Source organism: Aminobacter sp. BE322 (genome assembly GCF_050433525.1).
In the GTDB taxonomy this organism is placed as follows: Bacteria; Pseudomonadota; Alphaproteobacteria; order Rhizobiales; family Rhizobiaceae; genus Aminobacter.
Genome location: NZ_JBNPXB010000003.1, coordinates 178,759 through 200,534, shown reverse-complemented (window position 1 = coordinate 200,534; position 21,776 = coordinate 178,759). Strand labels below are relative to the sequence as shown.

The window sequence follows — 21,776 nt, the reverse complement described above, 5'->3', positions numbered from 1 at the left end:
TGCCGCCGTTGCGGCGGCACGATGCAAAAATGCGCCGCGCCCTCCTGGATGGAGGCGCGGCGTTTTCTTTGCCGGGCAGCCTAGCTGTCGTGCGGCGTGAATCGTGCCACCACGGCATGAGCGTTGGCGGGATAGGTGAACCGCACATGCGTGACCGGGCGGTCGGCGCTCCAGGTCCGGCGCTCGATGACGAGGCAGGCCGCCCCGGGCGCCAGGTTCAGCTCCGCCGCGACCTCGGGGTCGGCGGCCGTGGCGCGGATCACATGCTCGGCGCTGCTCCACGGCACTTGCCCGATCAGCCAGGGGCCGGGAGCCGCATCCGCGAACCGCGCATCCGCCGCCTCCGGCACCGCGCCCAGGTTGATGAGGCGGTCCTCGACGCAGAACGGCCGCGCCCCGGCATGATGCAGGCATTGCAGCGCCAGCACCTGCCCCGATGACGATTGGTCGGCGCCCAAGCGTTCGCGGTCCATGGTCGTCGCGCGACGCCTGGTCTGCGAGATGAGTTCGTAGCGATAGGGAAGCCCCAACGCCTCGACCTCGATGCGGATGTCGTGGATCTCGAGCACCGCAGCCTGCGATTGCGGCCGGCGCACGAAGCTGCCCGAGCGGCGACGCCGCTCGATCAGGCCGGCCTTGGCGAGTTGCGACAGCGCCTTGTTCACCGTCATGCGCGAGCAGCCATATTCCTCGGTCAGCTCGTGCTCGAACGGGATGCGATGGCCGGGGCCCCATTCGCCCGAGACGATACGGTCGCGGATGTCGCCAAGGATGCGCTGGTGGAGCGACGTCGCGCCATCGCTCCCGGCAATCTCTTCGGCAATCGCCATTTCCACACCCGAATCAGGCACGCTCTTCTCCACTATCCGGCAGTCAGTTCCATCATCACCGCGCGGAATCTAGCCGCAATAGCATCGCGACGGAAATGTGCGCCACCGGACACCACCTTGCGGCCGCGCGTCCACACGCCGTCGACCCTGCCGGCGCGGGCGAACACCCAGGCATCGAGGATCTGGTCGCCGGCCTTGCCTGCGAGGGTGGGGTGGTTCCGGTCGAGGGCGACGAAATCGGCGGAGGCGCCGACGGCAAGCGCTGCCGCCCCGGCGCCAAGCGCCTGGCCGCCGCCCGTCAGCGCCCCCTCGAACAGCCAGCGCCCGGTCGAGCGTGCCGGCACGGCGAGCACGTTGCGGGCACGGTGGGCAAGGCGCTGGGAGTATTCCAGCATGCGCAATTCCCCGCCGACGCCGATCTCGACATTCGAATCCGAGCCGACGCCGAACCTGCCGCCGTGTTCCGCAAACAGCGGGGCGGGGAACACCCCGTCGCCGAGATTGGCCTCGGTGATCGGGCAGAGGCCGGCCACCGCGCCGGTGCGGGCGAAGGCGATCGTCTCGGCCTCGGTCATGTGGGTGGCGTGGATCAGGCACCAGCGCGAATCGACGTCGGCGTGCCGCAGCAGCCATTCGACCGGCCGCGACCCGGACCAGGCGACGCAGTCCTCGACCTCCTTCACCTGTTCGGCGATATGGATGTGGATCGGACCGGTGGTCATCGCGGTCGCGGCCGCAAGCTCGTCCGGAGTGACGGCGCGCAAACTGTGGGGAGCGAGGCCGACCACGGCGCCGTCGACGCCCTTCAGGGCTTCGACGCTCTTTTCAAGAAGCCGCGCGAAGCGATTCGTATCGTTGATGAATCGGCGCTGGCCCTCGTTGGGGGCGGCACCGCCGAATCCGGAATGGGCATAGAGCACCGGAAGCAGCGTCAGCCCGATGCCGGTGGCCGTCGAAGCGGCGGCGATGCGCTCCGCCATCTCGGCGATGTTCGCATAGGGGCTGCCGTCGCGGTCGTGGTGCAGGTAGTGGAACTCGCCGACGCGGCTGAATCCCGCCTCCAGCATCTCGACATAGAGCTGTGACGCGACGGCTTCGACCTGGTCGGGTGTCATCGTCAGCGCGAACTTGTACATGACCTCGCGCCAGGACCAGAAGCTGTCGGCCGACGGGCCGCGAATCTCGGCGAGTCCGGCCATGCCGCGCTGGAAGGCGTGGCTGTGCAGGTTGGGCATGCCGGGCACGATGATGGCCTGCGGCTCGTCATGCGGCTGCTTCAAGGCCCCGATGTCCACCGACGCGATTCTTCCGTCCGCGATGCCGAGCCTGACATTCTCATGCCAGCCATCGGCCAGCAGTGCCTGCTCCGCAAAGATCGTCTCCACCATTTCTTCCTCGCTCTCTCGCAACTCGCACATTACCGCTTGCATCGCGTTTCGTTATGTATATACATATTCGCAACCAGAGGAAACGAAAAAGATCATGGCTGCAGAGCAATCAAAAGCAGCGGCAACGGTGTGGTGCAATGCGCGCCTGGCGACGTTGGCCGAAGCCGCGCCGGGCCTCGGCGTCGTCGAGAAGGGCGCGATCGCTGCCCGCGACGGCCGCATCGTGTTCGCCGGCGCGGAAGCCGACATGCCGCGGAATCTCAGCGAAGGTGCGGCGGTCGTCGACTGTGAGGGCCGCTGGATCACGCCCGGCCTGATCGACTGCCACACGCACCTGGTCCACGCAGGCAACCGCGCCAACGAGTTCGAGATGCGCCTTGCCGGGGCGACCTATGAAGAAGTGGCGCGGGCAGGGGGCGGCATCGTCTCCTCGGTCAAGGCGCTGCGCGCAGCGAGCGAGGACGAGTTGGTCGCGCAGAGCTTGCCGCGCCTCGATGCGCTGATCGCGGAAGGCGTGACGACTGTTGAGATCAAGTCTGGCTATGGCCTGAACCATATGCATGAACGCATGTCCCTGATCGCCGCCCGGCGGCTAGGTCGCATGCGTTCCGTCTCGATTGTGACGACGTATCTCGGCGCTCATGCGTTCTCACCGGGGCTGCCGCCGCTGCCTGGCACCGAACCTTATGCGGACAAGGATGCCTATATCGACGCGGTCGTTGGGACCAATTTGCCCGCCATCGCCGCGGAAGGGCTGGCCGATGCCGTCGACGGTTTCTGCGAAGGCATTGCCTTCTCCCCGGACCAGATCGCGCGTGTATTCGACAAGGCGAAGGAACTCGGCCTGCCGGTCAAGCTCCATGCCGACCAGTTGTCCAATCTCGGCGGCGCGGCACTCGCCGCAAGCTACGGCGCGCTTTCGGCCGACCATCTCGAATACACCGACGAGGCCGGCGCCGCCGCCATGGCGAAGGCCGGCACCGTCGCCGTCATCTTGCCCGGCGCCTACTACTTCATCAGGGAGACCAAGAAGCCGCCGGTCGACCTGTTCCGCCGCAAAGGCGTGAAGATGGCGGTCGCCACCGACAACAACCCGGGCACGTCGCCGCTCACCTCGCTGCTTCTGACCATGAACATGGCGGCGACGCTGTTTGCCATGACGGTCGAGGAGTGCATCGCGGGCACCACGCGCGAGGCCGCGCGTGCCTTGGGGCTGCTCGGCGAAACAGGCACGCTGGAAGCCGGAAAATGGGCCGATCTCGCCATCTGGGATGTCGGGAGCCCTGCAGAACTCGTCTATCGCATGGGGCTCAACCCGCTCCATGCCCGTATTTGGAGAGGAAAATGACAAAGCTCGTTCTCAAGCCAGGCAACGCCACGCTCGCCGACTGGCGCGCGATCTATCGCGGCGCCGTGCCCGAACTCGATCCGGCCTGCCGCCCCAAGATCAAGGCCAGTGCCGAGGCGGTGGCCAGGATCGTCGCCAAGGGCGAGCCGGTCTATGGCATCAATACCGGGTTCGGAAAGCTCGCCAGCGTCCGCATCCCCGCTGCCGACCTCGAAACCCTGCAGCGCAACATCGTGCTGTCGCATGCCGCAGGTGTCGGCGAGGCGATGCCGGTGGCCGTCACCCGCCTGATGATGGCGCTCAAGATGGCGAGCCTGGCGCAGGGCGCTTCGGGCGTGCGGGAAGAGACCATCGACCTGTTGCAGGCCATGCTTGCCCGCGACGTCATCCCGGTCGTCCCGGCCCAAGGGTCGGTCGGCGCCTCCGGCGACCTCGCGCCCCTGTCGCACATGACCGCGACGATGATCGGCGTTGGCGACTGCCACACGCCGCACGGCATCGTCCCGGCCAAGGTCGCCTTCGTCACCCACGGGCTGGAGCAGATCACGCTCGGCGCCAAGGAAGGCCTGGCGCTGCTCAACGGCACGCAGTTCTCGACGGCCTACGCGCTGGCCGGCCTGTTCGAGGCTGAAAACCTCTACCAGTCGGCGTTGGTCACAGGCGCGCTGTCGACCGATGCCGCCAAGGGATCGGACGCGCCCTTCGACCCGCGCATCCACCTGCTGCGCAAGCATCGCGGCCAGATCGAGACGGCCGACGCGCTGCGCAACCTGATGGTCGGCAGCGCCATTCGCGAAAGCCACCGCGTCGGCGACGAGCGCGTGCAGGATCCGTATTGCCTGCGCTGCCAGCCGCAGGTGATGGGCGCGGCGCTGGACGTGCTGCGCAAGGCGGCCGACACGCTCGCCACCGAGGCCAACGGCGTCACCGACAACCCGTTGATCTTCGCCGAGGACGGCACGGCCCTTTCCGGCGGCAACTTCCATGCCGAGCCGGTTGCCTTTGCCGCCGACATGATCGCGCTGGCCGTCTGCGAGATCGGTTCGCTGTCGGAGCGCCGCATCGCCATGCTCGTCGATCCGGCGCTGTCCGGCATGCCGGCCTTCCTGACGCCCAAGCCCGGTCTCAACTCGGGCTTCATGATCCCGCAGGTCACGGCCGCGGCGCTGGTCTCGGAAAACAAGCAGAGGGCCTATCCGGCGAGCGTGGACTCGATCCCGACCTCGGCCAACCAGGAAGACCACGTCTCCATGGCCGCCCATGGCGCCCGCCGCCTGCTGTCGATGATCGAGAACGCCAACGGCGTGCTCGGCATCGAACTGCTCGCGGCAGCCCAAGGCTGCGACTTCCACGCCCCGCTGGCGTCGAGCGCCTCGCTCGAGGCCGTGCGCAAGCTGGTGAGGTCGGAGGTTCCGCATCTCGACGACGACCGCCACTTCCATCCCGACATGGAGAAGGCGATCGCGATGGTCCGCACCGGCGCGATCGTGCATGCCGTCGCCGGGGTCGACCTGCCGCACATCTCGGGAGCCCAGGCATGACCGAGGCCTCCTGGCTGACGGTGAGGCGGGGCGACGCTCCGCTTCTGGTCAGCATCCCCCACACGGGAACCGATCTCGCTGGCCTCGAGGACGGGTTCGTCTCGCCCTGGCTGGCGCGGCGCGACACCGACTGGTGGATCGAGCATCTCTATGAGTTCGCAGCGAACCTCGGTGCGACGGTGGTGCGGACGGCGATTTCGCGTTCGGTCATCGACGTCAACCGCGACCCTTCCGGCGCCTCGCTCTATCCCGGACAGGCGACGACCGAGCTTTGCCCGACGACGACGTTCGACGGCGAAGCGATCTGCAAGCCCGGGCATGAGCCGGACGAGGCCGAGGTGGCGCGTCGCCGCTCAAATTACTTCGAGCCCTATCATGCCGCCCTGGAAGGCGAGATCGCCCGCCTGAGGGGGCTGCATCCCCGGATCGTGGTCTACGATTGCCATTCGATCCGGTCGGTCATTCCCCGGCTGTTCGAGGGAAGGCTGCCGCTGTTCAACCTCGGCACCAACTCCGGCGCGAGCGCCGATCCCGAGCTGCAGGACAAGGTTGCGGCATTGATGGCCGCGAGCGGCCGCCCCTGGGTGGTCAACGGCCGCTTCAAGGGCGGCTGGATCACCCGCCGCCATGGCCGGCCTGAAAGCGGCGTTCACGCGCTGCAGATGGAGCTGTCCTGCCGCGGCTACATGCTCGAGCCGGAAGGCAAGGTCGAGCCGGCCAACTGGCCGAGCCGCTACGACCCCGATTTCGCCGCGCCGATGCGCGCGACGCTCACCAACATCCTCGAAACCGCGCTCGCCTGGGCGAGCGGCCGAAACTCCTAGGAGGTACCGAATGACCCAACATACCCGCATCGACAATGCCCGCGTCATCCGCGCGGCCACCGGCACCGAACTGACCGCAAAGAGCTGGCTCACCGAAGCGCCGCTGCGCATGCTGATGAACAATCTCGACCCGATCGTCGCCGAAAAGCCGGGCGAGTTGGTGGTCTATGGCGGCATCGGCCGTGCCGCGCGCGACTGGGAAAGCTTCGATCGCATCGTCGCAGCCCTCCGCAAGCTGGAGGCCGACGAGACCCTCCTGGTGCAGTCGGGCAAGCCGGTCGGCGTGTTCCGCACCCACAAGGACGCCCCCCGCGTTCTGCTCGCCAACTCCAACCTCGTGCCGCACTGGGCCAACTGGGACCATTTCAACGCCCTCGATAAGAAGGGCCTGATGATGTACGGCCAGATGACCGCCGGGTCCTGGATCTACATCGGCAGCCAGGGCATCGTTCAGGGCACCTACGAGACCTTCGTCGAGATGGGCCGCCAGCACTACAATGGCGACCTGTCCGGCCGCTGGATCCTGACCGCCGGCCTCGGCGGCATGGGCGGCGCCCAGCCGCTGGCCGCGACCATGGCGGGTGCGGCCTGCCTTGCCGTCGAATGCCAGGCGAGCCGCATCGAGATGCGCCTCAAGACCGGCTATGTCGACGTCCAGGCCAAGGATCTGGACGACGCGCTCGCCATCATCGACAAGGCCTGCAAGGAGAAGAAGGCGATTTCGGTCGCGCTGCTGGGCAATGCCGCCGACGTCTTCCCCGAGTTGGTCAAGCGCGGCATCAAGCCGGACGCGGTGACCGACCAGACCTCGGCGCACGATCCGGTCAACGGCTACCTGCCCAAGGGCTGGACCGTCGCCGAGTGGGAAGACAAGCGCGAGCGCGACCCCAAGGCGGTCGCCAAGGCGGCCCGCGCTTCGATGGCGATCCACGTCAAGGCGATGCTCGATTTCCACAAGATGGGCATCCCCACCGTCGACTACGGCAACAACATCCGCCAGATGGCGCTGGAAGAGGGCGTGGAAAACGCCTTCGATTTCCCCGGCTTCGTCCCGGCCTACATCCGCCCGCTGTTCTGCCGCGGCATCGGTCCGTTCCGCTGGGCGGCCCTGTCGGGCGATCCGGAGGACATCTACAAGACCGACGCCAAGGTGAAGGAGCTGACCCCCGGCAACACGCACCTGCACAACTGGCTCGACATGGCCGCCAAGCGCATCCATTTCCAGGGCGTGCCGGCGCGCATCTGCTGGGTCGGCCTCGGCGATCGTCATCGGCTCGGCCTCGCCTTCAACGAGATGGTCGCCAAGGGCGAGCTCAAGGCGCCCGTCGTCATCGGCCGCGACCACCTCGACTCGGGCTCCGTCGCTTCGCCGAACCGCGAGACCGAAGCGATGAAGGACGGTTCGGACGCCGTGTCCGACTGGCCGCTGCTCAACGCGCTGCTCAATACCGCCTCGGGCGCAACCTGGGTGTCGCTCCACCATGGCGGTGGCGTCGGCATGGGCTTCTCGCAGCATTCGGGCGTGGTCATCTGCGCCGACGGCACGGAAGATGCCGCCCGCCGACTGGAACGCGTGCTGTGGAACGATCCGGCGACCGGTGTGATGCGCCATGCGGATGCCGGCTATGACATCGCCCTGGACTGCGCCAGGACGCACGGCCTCAACCTGCCGGGCATCCTGGGGTGACCATGCACGTCATCCGTCATGCCGACTGCCGCCCCACGCCGTGGAAGAACGGCGGCGGCGTGACCACCGAAATCATCGCCTGGCCGCCCGCGGCCGGGTTCGATGAATTCGACTGGCGCATCTCGATGGCCCAGGTCGCAGCCGGCGGTCCGTTCTCGGTCTTCCCCGGCATCGACCGTACCTTGACCGTACTGGAAGGTGTGATGCGGCTGGAGGCGGGCGATGCCGCCCCGGCTGTGCTCGATCCACAGTCGGGCCCTTACGCCTTTCCCGGCGACGTCGCGACTGCGGCGACGCTGATCGAAGGGCCGGTGCTCGATTTCAACGTGATGACCCGGCGTGGCCGTTTCGGCCATGAGGTTCGGCGCTTGCAGTTGGCGGCACCGGGCGAACTCGCCATCGAGTCGGGCGCCTGCCTCGTCTTCGTCGAAGCAGGTGCGGCGAACGTTGCGAACGGTGCAGGGTCCATCCGGATCGGGCGGTTCGACGCGCTTCATGTCGAAGGCCCCGCGGTGCTTGCGATCGAGCCTGCGGAGCGAGCCCGGATATTGCAGGTGACGATCGCTCCTTCCTGAAGCCGCCTCAATTTCGCCCGTGACAAGCGGGCCGCAGTGGCCGACTATCCTCCAGCGGAGGGTAGTCAGGCCGGCGGTCGGCAGCCGACGGCGGATGGAGGCGATGCCATGGACACCTACAAAGTCGGTTATTTCGTCGGCAGCCTCGCGGCCGGCTCGATCAACCGCAAGCTGGCCAAGGCCCTGGTGCGGCTGGCGCCGAAGCAGCTGGAAATGGAAGAGATTTCCTTCCGCGACCTGCCACTCTACAGCTACGACTACGATGCCGACTTCCCGCCGCCGGCGCGCGCCTTCAAGCAGGCCCTTTCCGATGTCGACGCCGTGTTGTTCGTCACGCCGGAATATAACCGCTCGATTCCCGGCGGCTTGAAGAACGCCATCGACTGGGCCAGCCGGCCCTACGGCAAGAATTCCTTCACGCGCAAGCCGTCCGCCGTCATCGGCACGTCGCCCGGCGCCATCGGCACGGCCGTCGCCCAACAGAGCCTGCGCAGCGTGCTGAGCTTCTGCAATTCGCCGCAGATGAACGCGCCGGAGGCTTACATCCAGTTCAAGCCGGGCCTGATCACCGACGACGGCGAGGTGACGAACGAAGGCACCGCCGATTTCCTCAAGAACTACATGGCCGAGTTCAATGCCTTCATTGTGAGGGTCTATACCGTCCTGCCGCGCACCCGATGACGGCCGGAGCGCGGTGGCGCTCCAGTCTGGGCCGGTCGTTGCCGTGAGGCAGGGCCGGCTAGGCACGAGACAGATCGAAGTTCCGCTGGGAGGTCGGAACCATGGCAAGAACCAGCTCCGAACACGAAAAAGCCGGAATCTGCCCGTTCCGATCCGTTCCCGGCATTGCTATGAGGCGCATGGCGGCGTAGGCGACGACGACGCCATATTTTCACTCAATCGTGATGCAAGAGCGGTCGACCTGTTGCGGTGCAACCAGTTCCTGCCTGAATCGGTTATGCGACAGGTCCGCGACGCCGGCAGACGCCGCGGACTTTCTGTCAAACGGAAATGTTGTAGATGAATATTCAGACGGACCCACGCCGCATCAAAGACGCAGTGCCGAACTTGCCGGCTGTCGCCGAGCAGCCGATCAGGGCGACTGTGCTGCATGAAGACCGGCTGCGCGCGACCGGCGAGAGCATGGCGCGCAAGGAACTGCGGTCCTATCACGGCCTGGAGGCCTTCGACTTCCACGCCCGCATCCGCGAGAGCGCCAAGAAGATCCTGCAGGTCTACCGCGACACCAATGCGGCACAGGGCAGGGGCGAGCCGATCACGCCTGCCGCGCAGTGGCTGCTCGACAACAACTACCTCGTCGAGGAGACGATCTACCAGGTCAAGCGCGACCTGCCGAAGCGATTCTACCGCGAGCTGCCGACGATCGAGATCGCGCCAGGCCAGTCGGTGCCGCGCGCACTCGCCATCGCATGGGTCTATGTCGCCCATTCCGACAGCACGGTGTCGGCACACATGTTCAAGGCGATCGTGGAGGGCTACCAGTCGGTCGAGCCGCTCCACATCGGCGAGTTGTGGGCGCTGCCGTCGCTGCTGCGATTCGTGCTGGTGGAGAACCTGCGCCGCATCGCCGTCAGGGTGAACCGCGCCCGCGACATGCGGGCCGTCGCCAACGACGTCGCCGACCGCCTGCAGGCGCTGCAGGAACAGGACGACGGCCTCGCCCTGCTCAAGGGCTATGCCGAATACGCCCGCGATACGACCTTTGCGACGCAACTGCTCTATCGCTTGCGCGATGGTTCGCAGAACGCCGGCAAGGCTTTGATCTGGCTGGAGAACGAGCTCGAGAAGTCGGGCAGCGACGCTGAAGAGATCATCATCGGCGAACACCGCACGCTGTCGAGCGGCAACGTCACCACGGGCAACATCATCCGCGGACTGCGCCTGATCAACGACCAGGACTGGACCGTCTGGTTCGAGGACGTCAGCCGCGTCGATGCGCTGCTGCGCGAGCGCACCAACTACGCCGACCTCGATTTTGCGTCGCGCGACCAGTACCGTACGGCGATCGAGCACCTGGCGCGCTATTCCAAGCTGTCCGAATACCAGGTGGCCGAGCAGGCGACGGATTTCGCCGACGCCCATCAGCCGGCGCCCGCCGACGTCGTGATGCAGAAAGACTGCGCCGACGTGGGCTTCTTCCTCGTCGGGCCACGCCGGCCGGAACTCGAGCAGGCCATCGGCTATCGCCCACCTTTCGGCAGGATCGTCCATCGCGCCTTCCGCAAGACCAACTGGCTGGGCATCGTGCTGCCGGTCTTCGCACTGACCGCACTGCTGCTGCTCCTGGCCGGCAACGCGCTCGCCGCCCTCGGTCTGCCGACCTCGGCGATCGCGCTGATGCTGGTGCTGTTTTCGGTCCCGGCGAGCGAAGGCGCCCTTGCGTTCTTCAACACGATCGTCCTGAAATTCCTCGAACCCACCCGCCTTGTCGGATACGAATTCCGCGACGGGGTGCCGGCGGAGGCCCGCACGCTGGTCGTGGTTCCGTCGCTGATCGGTTCGCGAGACGACGTCGAGGAGAGTATCCGCAACATCGAGGTGCATCACCTTGCCAACATGGCCGGCGAGATCCACTTCGCGCTGCTGTCGGACTGGCCGGACAGCCAGGCCGAGATTTCCGGCGGCGATCGCGAGATCTATGAATATGCCCGCCGCGAGATCGCCCGTCTCAACCAGCGCTACCCGACCGAGGGAGCGCCACGCTTCTACCTGCTGCACCGCAGGCGCCTCTACAATCCGGGGCAGGGCTGCTGGATGGGATGGGAGCGCAAGCGCGGCAAGCTGCACGAGCTGAACCTTTTGTTGCGCGGCGACGGCGACACGACCTTCATGCCGACCGACGTCCCGCTGCCGGAGAACGTCGTCCATGTCGTGACGCTGGACGCTGACACGCGCATGACGCGCGGCGTGGTGACGAAGCTCGTCGGCAAGATGTGCCATCCGCTGAACAAGCCGGAGTTCGACGCCGAACGGCGCGTGGTGACCGCGGGCTATGCCATCCTGCAGCCCCGCGTGACGCCCTCGCTCACCACCGGCGACGAGGCGTCGTTCTTCCAGCGCGTGTTCTCGGCCAACCGCGGCCTCGACCCTTACGTCTTTGCCGTCTCCGACCTCTACCAGGACGTCTTCGGCGAGGGCACCTTCACCGGCAAGGGGCTTTACCACATCGACGCCATGGAAGCGGCGCTCAAGGGGCGCATCGCCGAGAACGCGGTGCTCAGCCACGACCTGCTCGAAGGCGCGCTCGCCCGCTCGGCGCTCGTGACCGACGTCGAAGTGGTCGAGGACTATCCGACCCGCTATTCGGTGGACGCCTCGCGCCAGCATCGCTGGGCCCGCGGCGACTGGCAGCTGCTCGGCTACATCCTCGATCCGAAGTCGGGCGTGTCGGCGCTGTCGCGCTGGAAGATGGTCGACAACCTTCGCCGCTCGCTGACCCCGATCTTCTGGGTCATGGCGGCGATCGCCGGCTGGACCCTGCTGCCGTTCACGCAGGCCGCGCAGTGGCAGGCGCTCTTGATCCTCAGCCTGTTCATGGCGCCGACCTTCGACATCATCGACGCCATCCTGCCGAAGAACCGCGACGCCACGGCCCGCGGCCACTTCAGTGCGCTCGGGCGCGATCTGGCCTTCGGCACCGCCATGGTCGCCCTCAAGGTCGTGCTCATGGCCCATCTCGCCTGGATGATGGGCGATGCCATCATCCGCACGCTCTATCGCCTGTTCGTCAGCCGCAAGAACCTGCTTGAGTGGCGCACGGCTTCGCAGGCGCACAAGTCCGGCGGCAACGACCTCGCGGCTTACTACCGCATGATGTACGGCGCGGTCGTCATCGCCGCCGTCGGGCTGGTGCCGCCGGTGCTGACCGATTCGACCGGTGCCTTCGTCGCCTTCGCCTTCGCCGTCTTCTGGGCCGGATCGCCTGCTTTTGCCTGGCTCATCAGCCGCTCGGCCGAAACCGAGGACCGCCTGCATGTACGGCCCTGGGACGTGCATATGCTGCGCACCGTGGCGCGACGGACCTGGCATTATTTCGAGACCTTCGTGACGGCTGAGCAGAACCACCTGCCGCCGGACAACTTTCAGGAGAACCCGACCGGCGTAGTCGCCAACCGTACCTCGCCGACCAACATCGGCGTGTACATGCTGTCGGTGATATCGGCGCGTGACTTCGGCTGGATCAGCCTCACGGACGCGGTGGCGCGCATCGATGCCACGATCTCGACCATCGAGAAGATGGATCGCTTCCGCGGCCATCTCTACAACTGGTACGAGACGACGACCCTCAAGCCGCTCTATCCCCTCTATGTGTCGAGCGTCGACAGCGGCAATCTCGCCGGCCATCTGGTCGCGGTGGCGGCCGCCTGCTCCGAATGGGCCGAGGCGCCGTCCGTGCACCTGCAGGGCGATTTCGAGGGCATTCTCGACATCGTCTCGATCATCGAGGAGAGCCTTGCCGACCTGCCGGACGACCGCAGGCAGCTGCGCCCGCTGCGGCAGCGCCTGAACGACCGCATCGACGGCATGCGCAGGGCCGTGGAAGCGGTCAAGTCGCAGCCCGAGATGGCCTCGATCCGCACCATCAACCTGGCGGTCCTGTCGGGCGAGATCCGTAAGCTCGCCGGCGCCATCCACAACGAGGCCGGTTCGACCAAGAGCGAAGTGCTGGCCGAGTGGGCCAGGAGCCTGGAAGCGACCTGCGAGGCGCATGTCCAGGATTCGCACGCCGACGACCAGTCGGTGGCAGCATTGCGCGGCAAGCTGGTCGAGCTGCGCGAGCGGGCCCGCCGCTTCGCCTTCGAGATGAACTTCTCGTTCCTGATGCGCAAGGAGCGCAAGCTCCTGTCGATCGGCTACCGGGTCGAGGAGCACCAGCTCGACGAAAGCTGCTACGACCTGCTGGCGTCGGAAGCCCGCCTGACCAGCCTGTTTGCCATCGCCAAGGGCGACGTGCCCACCGAGCATTGGTTCCGTCTCGGCCGGCCGATCGTGGAAATCGGCTTCCGCGGCGCGCTGATGTCCTGGTCGGGCTCGATGTTCGAGTACCTGATGCCGCCGCTGGTGATGAAGGAGCCACAGGGCGGCATCCTCAACCAGACCAACAAGCTGATTGTCCGGCGGCAGATGCAGTACGGCCGCTCGAAGGGCATACCGTGGGGCATTTCGGAAGCGGCATACAACGGCCGCGATCGCGAGCTCACCTATCAGTACACCAACTTCGGCGTGCCGGGGCTGGGCCTCAAGCGCGGTCTCGGCCAGAACACCGTCATCGCGCCCTATGCCACCGTGCTGGCCGCGCAGTTCCTGCCGGCCGAGGCGACCGCCAATCTCAGGCGCCTGCGCAAGATCGGGGCGCTCGGACGCTACGGCTACTATGACGCGGTCGACTTCACGCCGCAGCGCGTGCCCGAAGGCGCCAACCATGCCGTCGTCTACAACTACATGGCCCACCACCAGGGCATGTCGATCGTCGCCGTTGCCAACGTGATCTTCGAAGGCCGCATGCGCGATCGCTTCCACAGCGACCAGGTGATCGAGGCGGCCGAACTGCTGCTGCAGGAAAAGGCGCCGCGCGACATTCCCGTGGCGACCGTCCGCACCGACGCTGGCGAGCGCACCAAGGACGAGACGGTCGAACACGCCGCCGACACGCGCCTCGTGCTCAACCCGATGCGGGCGCTGCGCTCCACCAACCTGATGTCGAACGGGCAGTATACGGTGATGGTGACCGCCACCGGATCTGGCTACAGCCGCTGGAACGACATGGCCATCACCCGCTGGCAGCCGGATCCGACGGAGGACCGGTTGGGGGCATATCTGTTCCTGCGCGATACCGAGACCGGGGACTGGTGGTCGGCGACCGCCGAACCCAAGCGCGCCACCGGCGAGCAGGTGCAGACCGTCTTCTGCGATGACAAGGCCAATTTCATCAAGACCGTGGGCACCCTGCGCTCGGAGGTCGAGTGCATCGTGGTGTCGGAAGGCAACGGCGAGGCACGTCGCCTGGTGATCTGGAACGACGCCGCCGTCGACCGCCACATCGAGGTGACGTCCTTCGCCGAACTGGTGCTCGCGCCCGAGGTCAACGACAACGCCCATCCGGCGTTCTCGAAGATGTTCGTCGAGACCGAAGTCACCCACAACGGCAGCGCCATCCTCGCCACCCGTCGCAAGCGCTCGGCGGACGAAGCGTCTATCGTCGCCGCGCATTTCGTCACCGACCAGTCGGGGCTGGCGCGCGACACCGAGGCCGAGACCGACCGCCGCGCTTTCATCGGCCGTGGCCGCACCATCGCCGATCCGGCGGCCTTCGATCCCGGTGCAAAGCTGTCCGGAAGCGCGGGCTTCACCCTCGATCCGGTGGCGGCACTTCGCCGCCGCGTCCGCGTGCCGGCCAACAAGAAGGTGTCGCTCACGTTCTGGACCATCGTCGGCTCGACCCGGGACGAGCTCGAGGAGACGATGGCCAAGCTCGACCATCCCGAGAGCTTCCAGCGCCAGGCCATGCTGTCGTGGACCCGTTCGCAGGTGCAGACCCGGCACCTCGGCCTCAGCCTTGCGGATGCGGCCAACGTCCAGAAGCTCGCGCGCTACCTGATCTATCCCGATCCCTTCCTGCGCCTTTCTGCCGACGCCATCGCCTCGGGCCTGGGCAGCCAGTCCGAACTCTGGCCGATGGCGATTTCCGGCGACTTCCCGATCCTCGCCATCCGGATCGGGGACATCGCCGACATCGACATCATCGCCCAGGCGCTGCGCTTCCAGGAATACATGCGCGCCCGGGGCCTCGTTGCCGACCTCGTCATCGTCAACGAGCAGGCCTCGTCCTACGTCCAGGACCTGCAGCAGGCGATCGAGGCGCTGTGCGAGAACAGCCGCCTGCGCGGCAAGGAGCTCGGCCCGCGCCAGCACATCTTCGCGGTGCGCCGCGACCTCATGGACGAGACGTCCTATCGTACGCTTCTCGCCTTCGCGCGCGTCTGCCTGCACACCCGCAACGGCACTATCTTCGACCAGATCGAGCGTGCCGAGGCTGCCGCACTCCAGGCGCGCGATGCGCTGGCGGCCGCGCAGACCGCCGGCCGGGCGGAGCCGGCGATGCTCCAGTCGTCGCCGTCCCGCAACGCCCGCAAGCAGGGCGGCGACGGGCTCGATCACTGGAACGGCTATGGCGGCTTCGACGCGGGGGGACGCGAATATGTCGTGCGCCTCAACGGCAATCGTGCGACGCCGCAACCCTGGATCAACGTCGTCGCCAACCCGGGCTTCGGCTTCCACAGCTCGGCCGAAGGCGCCACGTTCACCTGGAGCCGCAACAGCCGCGACTACCAGCTGACGCCATGGACCAACGACCCGGTCACCAACCGGCCGGGCGAGGCGATCTACGTCTTCGACCGCGCCACGGGCCGTGTGCATTCGCCCATCGCTGCCGTCTCCCGGGAGCCGGGGGCGAGCTACGAGGCGCGGCACGGCCAGGGATTTTCGACTTTCCGCTCCAAGCGCGGGTCGCTGACGACGGAACTGACGCACCTGGTCGATCCCGTCGATCCGGTCAGGATATCCCGGCTGAAGATCGAGAATTCGGGGGCTACGCCGGTCAAGCTCCGGGTCTATGCCTATGCCGAGTGGGTACTGGGTAACAGTCGCGCCAAGACGGCCCCGAACATCGTTCCGGCCTTCGACGACGCAACCGGCATGATGTCGGCCCGCAACAGCTATGGCCTCGAATTTGGCGAGCGCGTCGCCTTCATGGCGACCGACGGCAAGGTCGGTTCGGTGACCGCCGACCGCCAGGAGTTCATCGGCGCGGGTGGAACAGTCGAGGCTCCGCGTGCGGTGCTGCTCGGGGCCGAACTGTCGGGCAGGGTCGAAGCCGGCGTCGATCCCTGCGCTGCCATCGCCAGGGACATCGACGTTCCCGCCGGGGGCTCGGTGTCGCTGCTCTGGCTGCTCGGCGACGCAGCTTCGCAGGATGAGGCGCGCACGCTGCTTGCACGGCATCTCAAGCGAGGCTTCGACGAGCGGTTCGAGGAGAACCAGCGCAACTGGCGCGCTTTCCTCGGCACCATCGAGGTCGAGACGCCCGACAAGGCGCTCGATGCGATGGTCAACCACTGGCTGCCCTACCAGAGCCTCGCCTGCCGCATACGCGCCCGCTCGGCCTTCTACCAGGCGAGTGGCGCATTCGGCTTCCGCGACCAGTTGCAGGACACGCTGGCGCTCCTGATGCACGATGCGAGCCTTGCCCGCGAGCAGATCCTCAATGCCGCCGGCCGGCAGTTCCCGGAGGGCGACGTCCAGCACTGGTGGTTGCCGCGCACCGGGGCCGGCGTCCGCACGATGATCTCCGACGACGTGGTCTGGCTGGCCTATGCCGCGGCCCGCTATGTTTCGGTCACCGGCGACGTATCGATCCTGTCCGAGCGGCTGCCCTTCATCGAGGGCCAGGCGCTCAATCCGGGCGAGCACGATGCCTTCTTCACGCCGGAGCCATCGACCAAGGTCGCGAACCTGTACGAGCATTGTGCCCGGGCGCTGGACATCGCGGTCAAGCGGACCGCCCGCAACGGCCTGCCGCTGATCCTCGGTGGCGACTGGAACGACGGCATGAACCGGGTCGGCGAACAGGGCAAGGGCGACAGCGTCTGGCTCGGCTGGTTCCTGCTCAAGACGCTCAACGACTTCGTGCCGCTGGCCAAGGCGGAGGGCGATTCGAAACGAGCGAGCGCCTGGGACAAGCATGCCAATGCCCTGAAGCGGGCCCTGGAGAATGCAGCCTGGGACGGCGAATGGTATCGGCGCGGCAGCTTCGACGACGGCACGCCGCTCGGTTCGCGCAATTCCGAGGAGTGCCAGATCGATTCGATCGCGCAGTCGTGGAGCGTGCTCTCGGGCGAGGGCGACCCGGCCCGGTCGCGCACCGCCATGGAGCAGGCGACCAGGCGGCTGGTCGATGATGAGCTGGGCATCATCAAGCTGTTTACCCCGCCCTTCGCCGACACCGACAAGGATCCCGGCTACATCAAGAGCTACCCGCCGGGTGTGCGCGAGAACGGCGGGCAATATACCCATGCCGCGACCTGGTTCGTGATAGCGCTGGCCGAGATGGGGCAGGCGGACGAGGCCTATCGCTGCCTGTCGATGCTCAATCCGGTCAACCATGCCCTCGACGAGAAGGCCGCCGACACCTACCGGGTCGAGCCCTATGTCGTGGCCGCCGACATCTATTCCGAAGGCGCCAAGGCAGGGCGGGGCGGCTGGACCTGGTACACAGGATCCGCCGGCTGGCTTTATCGCGCAGCGGTTGAGGGCATATTGGGCATCAGCCGGCGCGGCGATCGCATGGTCGTTGCCCCCGCCATACCGAAGCATTGGGAGGGGTATGCGGCGACGCTGCGATTGGGCGGAACCATCTACAGGTTGCGTGTCGTGAGGGATAAAGCCGCTAAAGCTGCGAAAGCAGAGGTCGACGGCGTCAAGAGCAAGGACGCCTCGTTTGCCCTGCGCGACGGCGGTGAAGTCGACGTCTTGATCCGCATCCCGGCCTGAGGCCGGGGGCGGACTGCTGCCAAGCGTCGCGCATCTTCGTCATCATTTCGCCGCAACGATGCCTTTTTTCGTTAGTTCTCAAATCCTTATGGCATCACACCAGATTACTGGTCGTTGAAATGTTTTGTTCGAAATTTTTGAACCGAGCGGCTATGTGCGCATTGTCTTGCGGACAACCGGCCGCTATCTGTCGGCCTATGGTGCACTGCACAATAAAGGGACGGACGGGACTCAAGGGGTACCAAAGTGTCTTTGCTTGAGGTTTATTGGAGAGCCCTCCGCTACCTTGCCGCCGATGGCAAGAAGGTTGCGCTGATCTCCGCTGCCAATATCGTGTTGGCTATCGTGACCATCGCCGAGCCGATCCTGTTCGGCCGCATCATCGATGCGATCGCCGGAAAATCGGAAGTTGTGCCGACGATGGCGCTCTGGGCGAGCTTCGGCGCGTTCAACATCATAGCCTTCGTGCTGGTGGCGCGCGGTGCCGATCGTCTCGCCCACGCGCGCCGTGCCGAGGTGCTGTGCCAGTCCTTCGAGCGCGTGATCACCATGCCGCTCGCCTGGCATCAGAAGCGCGGGACGTCGCATTCGCTGCACACGCTGCTGCGCGCGGTGGACTCGCTGTTCACCCTGTGGCTCGAATTCATGCGCACGCACCTGTCGACCGGCGTAGCGCTGCTGCTGCTCATCCCCACCGCCTTCGCGATGGACGTGCGCATGTCGATGGTACTGATAGGCCTCGGCGCTCTCTACGTCGCCATCGGCCGCCTCGTCATGCGCAAGACCAAGGAAGGTCAGGCGATGGTCGAGCGCCATCATCACCAGGTATTCTCGCACGTCTCCGACTCCGTCAGCAACGTCGCGGTACTGCAGAGCTACAACCGCCTCGGCCAGGAAACCGAGTCGCTGCGCAACTACGTGCGTGCGCTGATCACGGCGCAGAACCCGGTGCTCGACTGGTGGGCGCTGGCTTCCGCCTTGCACCGGCTGTCGTCGACGGTCTCCATGATCGTGGTCCTGCTCATCGGCGCCTACCTGGTGACGCGCGGCGAGCTGCGCATCGGCGACATCGTCGCGTTCACCGGTTTCGCCACCTTGCTGATCAGCCGCCTCGACCAGGTTTCCAACTTCGCCAACCAGATTTTCGACGCTCGCGCCAAGCTCGAGGAATTCTACCGCATGGAGGATTCCGCGACCGACTACCGCGAGCCGGAAGGCCTGCGCGATCTGGAAAGCGTTACCGGCCATGTCCGTTTCGACAACGTCAGCTTCGAGTTCCCGAATTCCGGCCAGGGCGTGACGGATGTGTCCTTCGAGGTGCGTGCCGGCCAGACGGTCGCCATCGTCGGCCCCACTGGCGCCGGCAAGACGACCCTCATCAACCTCTTGCAGCGCGTGCACACGCCCGAGCACGGCCGCATCCTGATCGACGGCGTCGACACCCGCACGGTGACGCGGAAGTCGCTGCGTCATTCGATCGCGACGGTGTTCCAGGACGCTGGCCTGCTCAACCGCTCGATCGAGGACAACATCCGCGTCGGCCGCGCTGGCGCGAGCAACGAGGAAGTCCACGCCGCGGCGGCGGCCGCCGCCGCGCAGGACTTCATCCTGTCCAAGAGCGAAGGCTACGACACCTTCGTCGGCGAGCGCGGCGGAGCCCTGTCGGGCGGCGAGCGCCAGCGCATCGCCATCGCCCGTGCCATCCTCAAGAGCGCGCCCATCCTGGTCCTCGACGAAGCGACGAGCGCCCTCGACGTCGAGACCGAGAACCGCGTCAAGGCGGCGATAGACATGCTGCGCGAAGGTCGCACGACCTTCATCATCGCCCATCGGCTGAGCACGGTCCGCGACGCCGATCTCGTGGTGTTCATGGATCGCGGCCGCATCGTCGAGATGGGCGGCTTCGGCGAGCTGTCGGCACGCAACGGCCGCTTTGCGGCGCTGCTCAGGGCAGGTGGCCTGCTCGACGACGAGGAAGTCCGTCGCGTCACCCATATCGAAGAGGCCGCCTGAGCGTTCGCCTCTCCGTCTGAATAGGCTGCGGGGCGTCCTCGGCCAGGCCGGGAGCGCCCCGCTCGCTTTGCCCCGCGACGCTGCGGCCGATTGCGGAGGAAGGCCGGGGCGGCTATGTAGCGTCCATGACCCAGACGACCTCCCAGGCTTGGCGTTTCAGCGATCTCGCCAACCCGACGCGATTCATCGCGCTGGTGGACAAGGTCGTGCCCTGGCTGGCAAGTGCCGCCGCGCTCGTGCTCGCGGTCGGGCTCTATCTCGGCTTTACCGCCCCGGGCGACTACCAGCAGGGCGTCACCGTCCGCATCATGTACATCCACGTGCCTTTCGCCTGGTTGGCGATGATGTGCTACACGGTGATGTCGATCTCGGCGCTGGGCACGCTGGTCTGGCGGCATCCCCTGGCCGACGTGGCGCTCAAGTCCGCGGCCCCCGTGGGCGCGGTCTTCACGGCGCTGGCGCTGATCACCGGCTCGATCTGGGGCAAGCCGATGTGGGGCACCTGGTGGGTGTGGGACGCCCGCCTGACCTCCGTCTTCGTGCTTTTCCTGATGTATCTCGGCATCATCGCGCTGACCCGCGCCCTCGACGACCCGGCTCGGTCGGCGCGCTCGGCGGCGGTCATCACGCTCGTCGGCTTCGTCAACATTCCGATCATCAAGTTCTCGGTCGAGTGGTGGAACACCCTTCACCAGCCGGCCTCGGTCTTCCGGCTCGACGGCCCGACCATCCATCCGAGCCTGCTCTGGCCCCTCATGGTCATGGCGCTTGGCTTTACCCTTCTGTTCTTCACTCTGCATCTAATGGCGATGCGGACAGAAATCTGGCGCCGGCGCGTGATGGCGATGCGCCAGATCGCGGCACGAAGGGCTGATCGCCGCCAGTCCTGAACCGTCTGAAACGGGAGGAAGTCATCATGTGGCCCGATCGACGCATTCTTGATCTCCTGGGCCTCGACCTTCCTATCCTGCAGGCGCCGATGGCGGGGCCGGTCGATTCCGAGATGGTGGTCGCGGTGTCCGAGGCCGGTGGCTTGGGCGGTCTACCCTGCGCGCTGATGACGCTGGAAAAGGCGCGCGCCGAACTCGGCATCGTTCGCCAGCGCACCTCGCAGCCGATCAACGTCAATTTCTTCTGCCACAGGCCGCCGCATGAGGACGCCGCGCGCGAAGCCGCGTGGAAGAAGCGGCTCGAACCTTTCTACCTCGAATTGGGGCTCGATCCCGCCGCCCCTGCGCCGCGTACCGGGCGCGCGCCCTTCGATGACGATTTCTGCGCGATGGTCGAGGAGTTCCGGCCGGAAGTGGTGAGCTTCCATTTCGGCCTGCCCGAGGGCCGGCTGCTCGACCGGGTGAAGGCGACGGGCGCGAAGGTGCTGTCGTCGGCCACCACGGCCGGCGAGGCGGTCTGGCTCGAGCAGCGCGGCTGCGACGTCATTGTCGCCCAGGGCGCCGAAGCCGGCGGCCATCGCGGCATATTCCTGACCGACGACGTCGCCAACCAGGCGGGCACGTTCGCGCTCGTGCCGCAGGTGGTCGATGCGGTGAAGGTGCCGGTGATCGCGGCTGGCGGCATCGGCGACGCGCGCGGCATCGTCGCCGCATTCGCCCTCGGCGCATCCGCCGTCCAGATCGGCACGGCCTATCTGTTCTGTCCGGAGGCCAAGGTGCCGGCGCCACACAAGGCTGCGCTCAGTTCCGCCAAGGACGATTCGACCGCGCTGACCAACATCTTCACCGGCCGTCCGGCGCGCGGCATCGTCAACCGCGTCATGCGCGAGGTCGGCCCGCTGTCCGGCATGGCCCCCGACTTTCCCCTGGCGGGCGGTGCGCTGGCGCCGCTCAGGGCAGCGTCCGAGCCGAAGGGCTCGGGCGACTTCATGTCGCTCTGGTCGGGGCAGGCGGCGCGCCTGGGGCGCGAGATGCCCGCCGGCGAACTGACGCGCACCCTTGCCGCCGAGGCGCAGGCGCTGTTTCGCAAGCTCGCCGGATAGGACGGCG

At 66.7% G+C, this 21,776-nt stretch carries 12 protein-coding genes; 10 read left to right on the top strand and 2 right to left on the bottom strand.

Going from position 1 to position 21,776, the window contains the following annotated elements:
- Positions 1-80: 80 nt before the first annotated feature.
- Positions 81-830, bottom strand: coding sequence for a histidine utilization repressor (gene hutC / locus J2X50_RS07065; RefSeq protein ID WP_429093750.1), 750 nt, complete (start codon positions 828-830; stop codon positions 81-83).
- Positions 831-862: 32 nt separating this feature from the next.
- Positions 863-2,215, bottom strand: coding sequence for a formimidoylglutamate deiminase (locus J2X50_RS07060; protein ID WP_429093748.1), 1,353 nt, complete (start codon positions 2,213-2,215; stop codon positions 863-865).
- Between the two features lie 97 nt (positions 2,216-2,312).
- On the opposite strand from J2X50_RS07060, the gene hutI reads away from it, so the two are divergent.
- The 10 genes from hutI to J2X50_RS07010 all read left to right on the top strand — a co-directional run bounded on the left by hutI (position 2,313) and on the right by J2X50_RS07010 (position 21,769).
- Positions 2,313-3,566 (top strand): imidazolonepropionase, encoded by a 1,254-nt coding sequence (hutI, locus tag J2X50_RS07055; protein WP_429093310.1) that lies wholly within the window; start codon positions 2,313-2,315, stop codon positions 3,564-3,566.
- A complete protein-coding gene (hutH, locus tag J2X50_RS07050; protein WP_429093307.1) occupies positions 3,563-5,107 on the top strand; it encodes a histidine ammonia-lyase in 1,545 nt (514 codons plus the stop codon). The genes hutI and hutH overlap by 4 nt, the downstream gene beginning before the upstream one ends.
- Positions 5,104-5,931 carry an N-formylglutamate deformylase gene (gene hutG / locus J2X50_RS07045; RefSeq protein WP_429093304.1) on the top strand — a complete coding sequence of 276 codons (828 nt, stop codon included), beginning with the start codon at positions 5,104-5,106 and terminating at the stop codon, positions 5,929-5,931. Before hutH ends, hutG begins: the two co-directional genes overlap by 4 nt.
- A 10-nt stretch (positions 5,932-5,941) precedes the next feature.
- Positions 5,942-7,618: a urocanate hydratase gene (hutU, locus tag J2X50_RS07040; protein ID WP_340035868.1), complete on the top strand. Its 1,677-nt coding sequence runs from the start codon at positions 5,942-5,944 to the stop codon at positions 7,616-7,618.
- Between the two features lie 2 nt (positions 7,619-7,620).
- Positions 7,621-8,193: a HutD/Ves family protein gene (locus J2X50_RS07035; RefSeq protein WP_429093746.1), complete on the top strand. Its 573-nt coding sequence runs from the start codon at positions 7,621-7,623 to the stop codon at positions 8,191-8,193.
- Positions 8,194-8,301: 108 nt separating this feature from the next.
- Positions 8,302-8,874 (top strand): NADPH-dependent FMN reductase, encoded by a 573-nt coding sequence (locus tag J2X50_RS07030; protein WP_429093302.1) that lies wholly within the window; start codon positions 8,302-8,304, stop codon positions 8,872-8,874.
- Positions 8,875-9,213: 339 nt separating this feature from the next.
- Positions 9,214-17,763 (top strand): GH36-type glycosyl hydrolase domain-containing protein, encoded by an 8,550-nt coding sequence (locus tag J2X50_RS07025; protein WP_429093299.1) that lies wholly within the window; start codon positions 9,214-9,216, stop codon positions 17,761-17,763.
- A 246-nt stretch (positions 17,764-18,009) separates the two neighbouring features.
- Positions 18,010-19,776 (top strand): glucan ABC transporter ATP-binding protein/ permease, encoded by a 1,767-nt coding sequence (locus tag J2X50_RS07020; RefSeq protein WP_429093296.1) that lies wholly within the window; start codon positions 18,010-18,012, stop codon positions 19,774-19,776.
- 125 nt (positions 19,777-19,901) lie between these two features.
- Positions 19,902-20,666, top strand: coding sequence for a heme ABC transporter permease (locus tag J2X50_RS07015; protein ID WP_340035873.1), 765 nt, complete (start codon positions 19,902-19,904; stop codon positions 20,664-20,666).
- A 26-nt stretch (positions 20,667-20,692) separates the two neighbouring features.
- Positions 20,693-21,769, top strand: a complete 1,077-nt coding sequence (locus tag J2X50_RS07010) for an NAD(P)H-dependent flavin oxidoreductase (RefSeq protein WP_429093293.1) — start codon at positions 20,693-20,695, stop codon at positions 21,767-21,769.
- Positions 21,770-21,776 lie beyond the last annotated feature (7 nt).

Coding starts and splice junctions, on each gene's coding strand:
- J2X50_RS07035 (WP_429093746.1), top strand. CDS start 7,621: ATGCACGTCATCCGTCATGCCGACTGCCGCCCCACGCCGTGGAAGAAC.
- J2X50_RS07030 (WP_429093302.1), top strand. CDS start 8,302: ATGGACACCTACAAAGTCGGTTATTTCGTCGGCAGCCTCGCGGCCGGC.
- J2X50_RS07010 (WP_429093293.1), top strand. CDS start 20,693: ATGTGGCCCGATCGACGCATTCTTGATCTCCTGGGCCTCGACCTTCCT.
- hutG (WP_429093304.1), top strand. CDS start 5,104: ATGACCGAGGCCTCCTGGCTGACGGTGAGGCGGGGCGACGCTCCGCTT.
- J2X50_RS07015 (WP_340035873.1), top strand. CDS start 19,902: ATGACCCAGACGACCTCCCAGGCTTGGCGTTTCAGCGATCTCGCCAAC.
- hutI (WP_429093310.1), top strand. CDS start 2,313: ATGGCTGCAGAGCAATCAAAAGCAGCGGCAACGGTGTGGTGCAATGCG.
- hutH (WP_429093307.1), top strand. CDS start 3,563: ATGACAAAGCTCGTTCTCAAGCCAGGCAACGCCACGCTCGCCGACTGG.
- hutC (WP_429093750.1), bottom strand. CDS start 830: ATGGCGATTGCCGAAGAGATTGCCGGGAGCGATGGCGCGACGTCGCTC.
- hutU (WP_340035868.1), top strand. CDS start 5,942: ATGACCCAACATACCCGCATCGACAATGCCCGCGTCATCCGCGCGGCC.
- J2X50_RS07025 (WP_429093299.1), top strand. CDS start 9,214: ATGAATATTCAGACGGACCCACGCCGCATCAAAGACGCAGTGCCGAAC.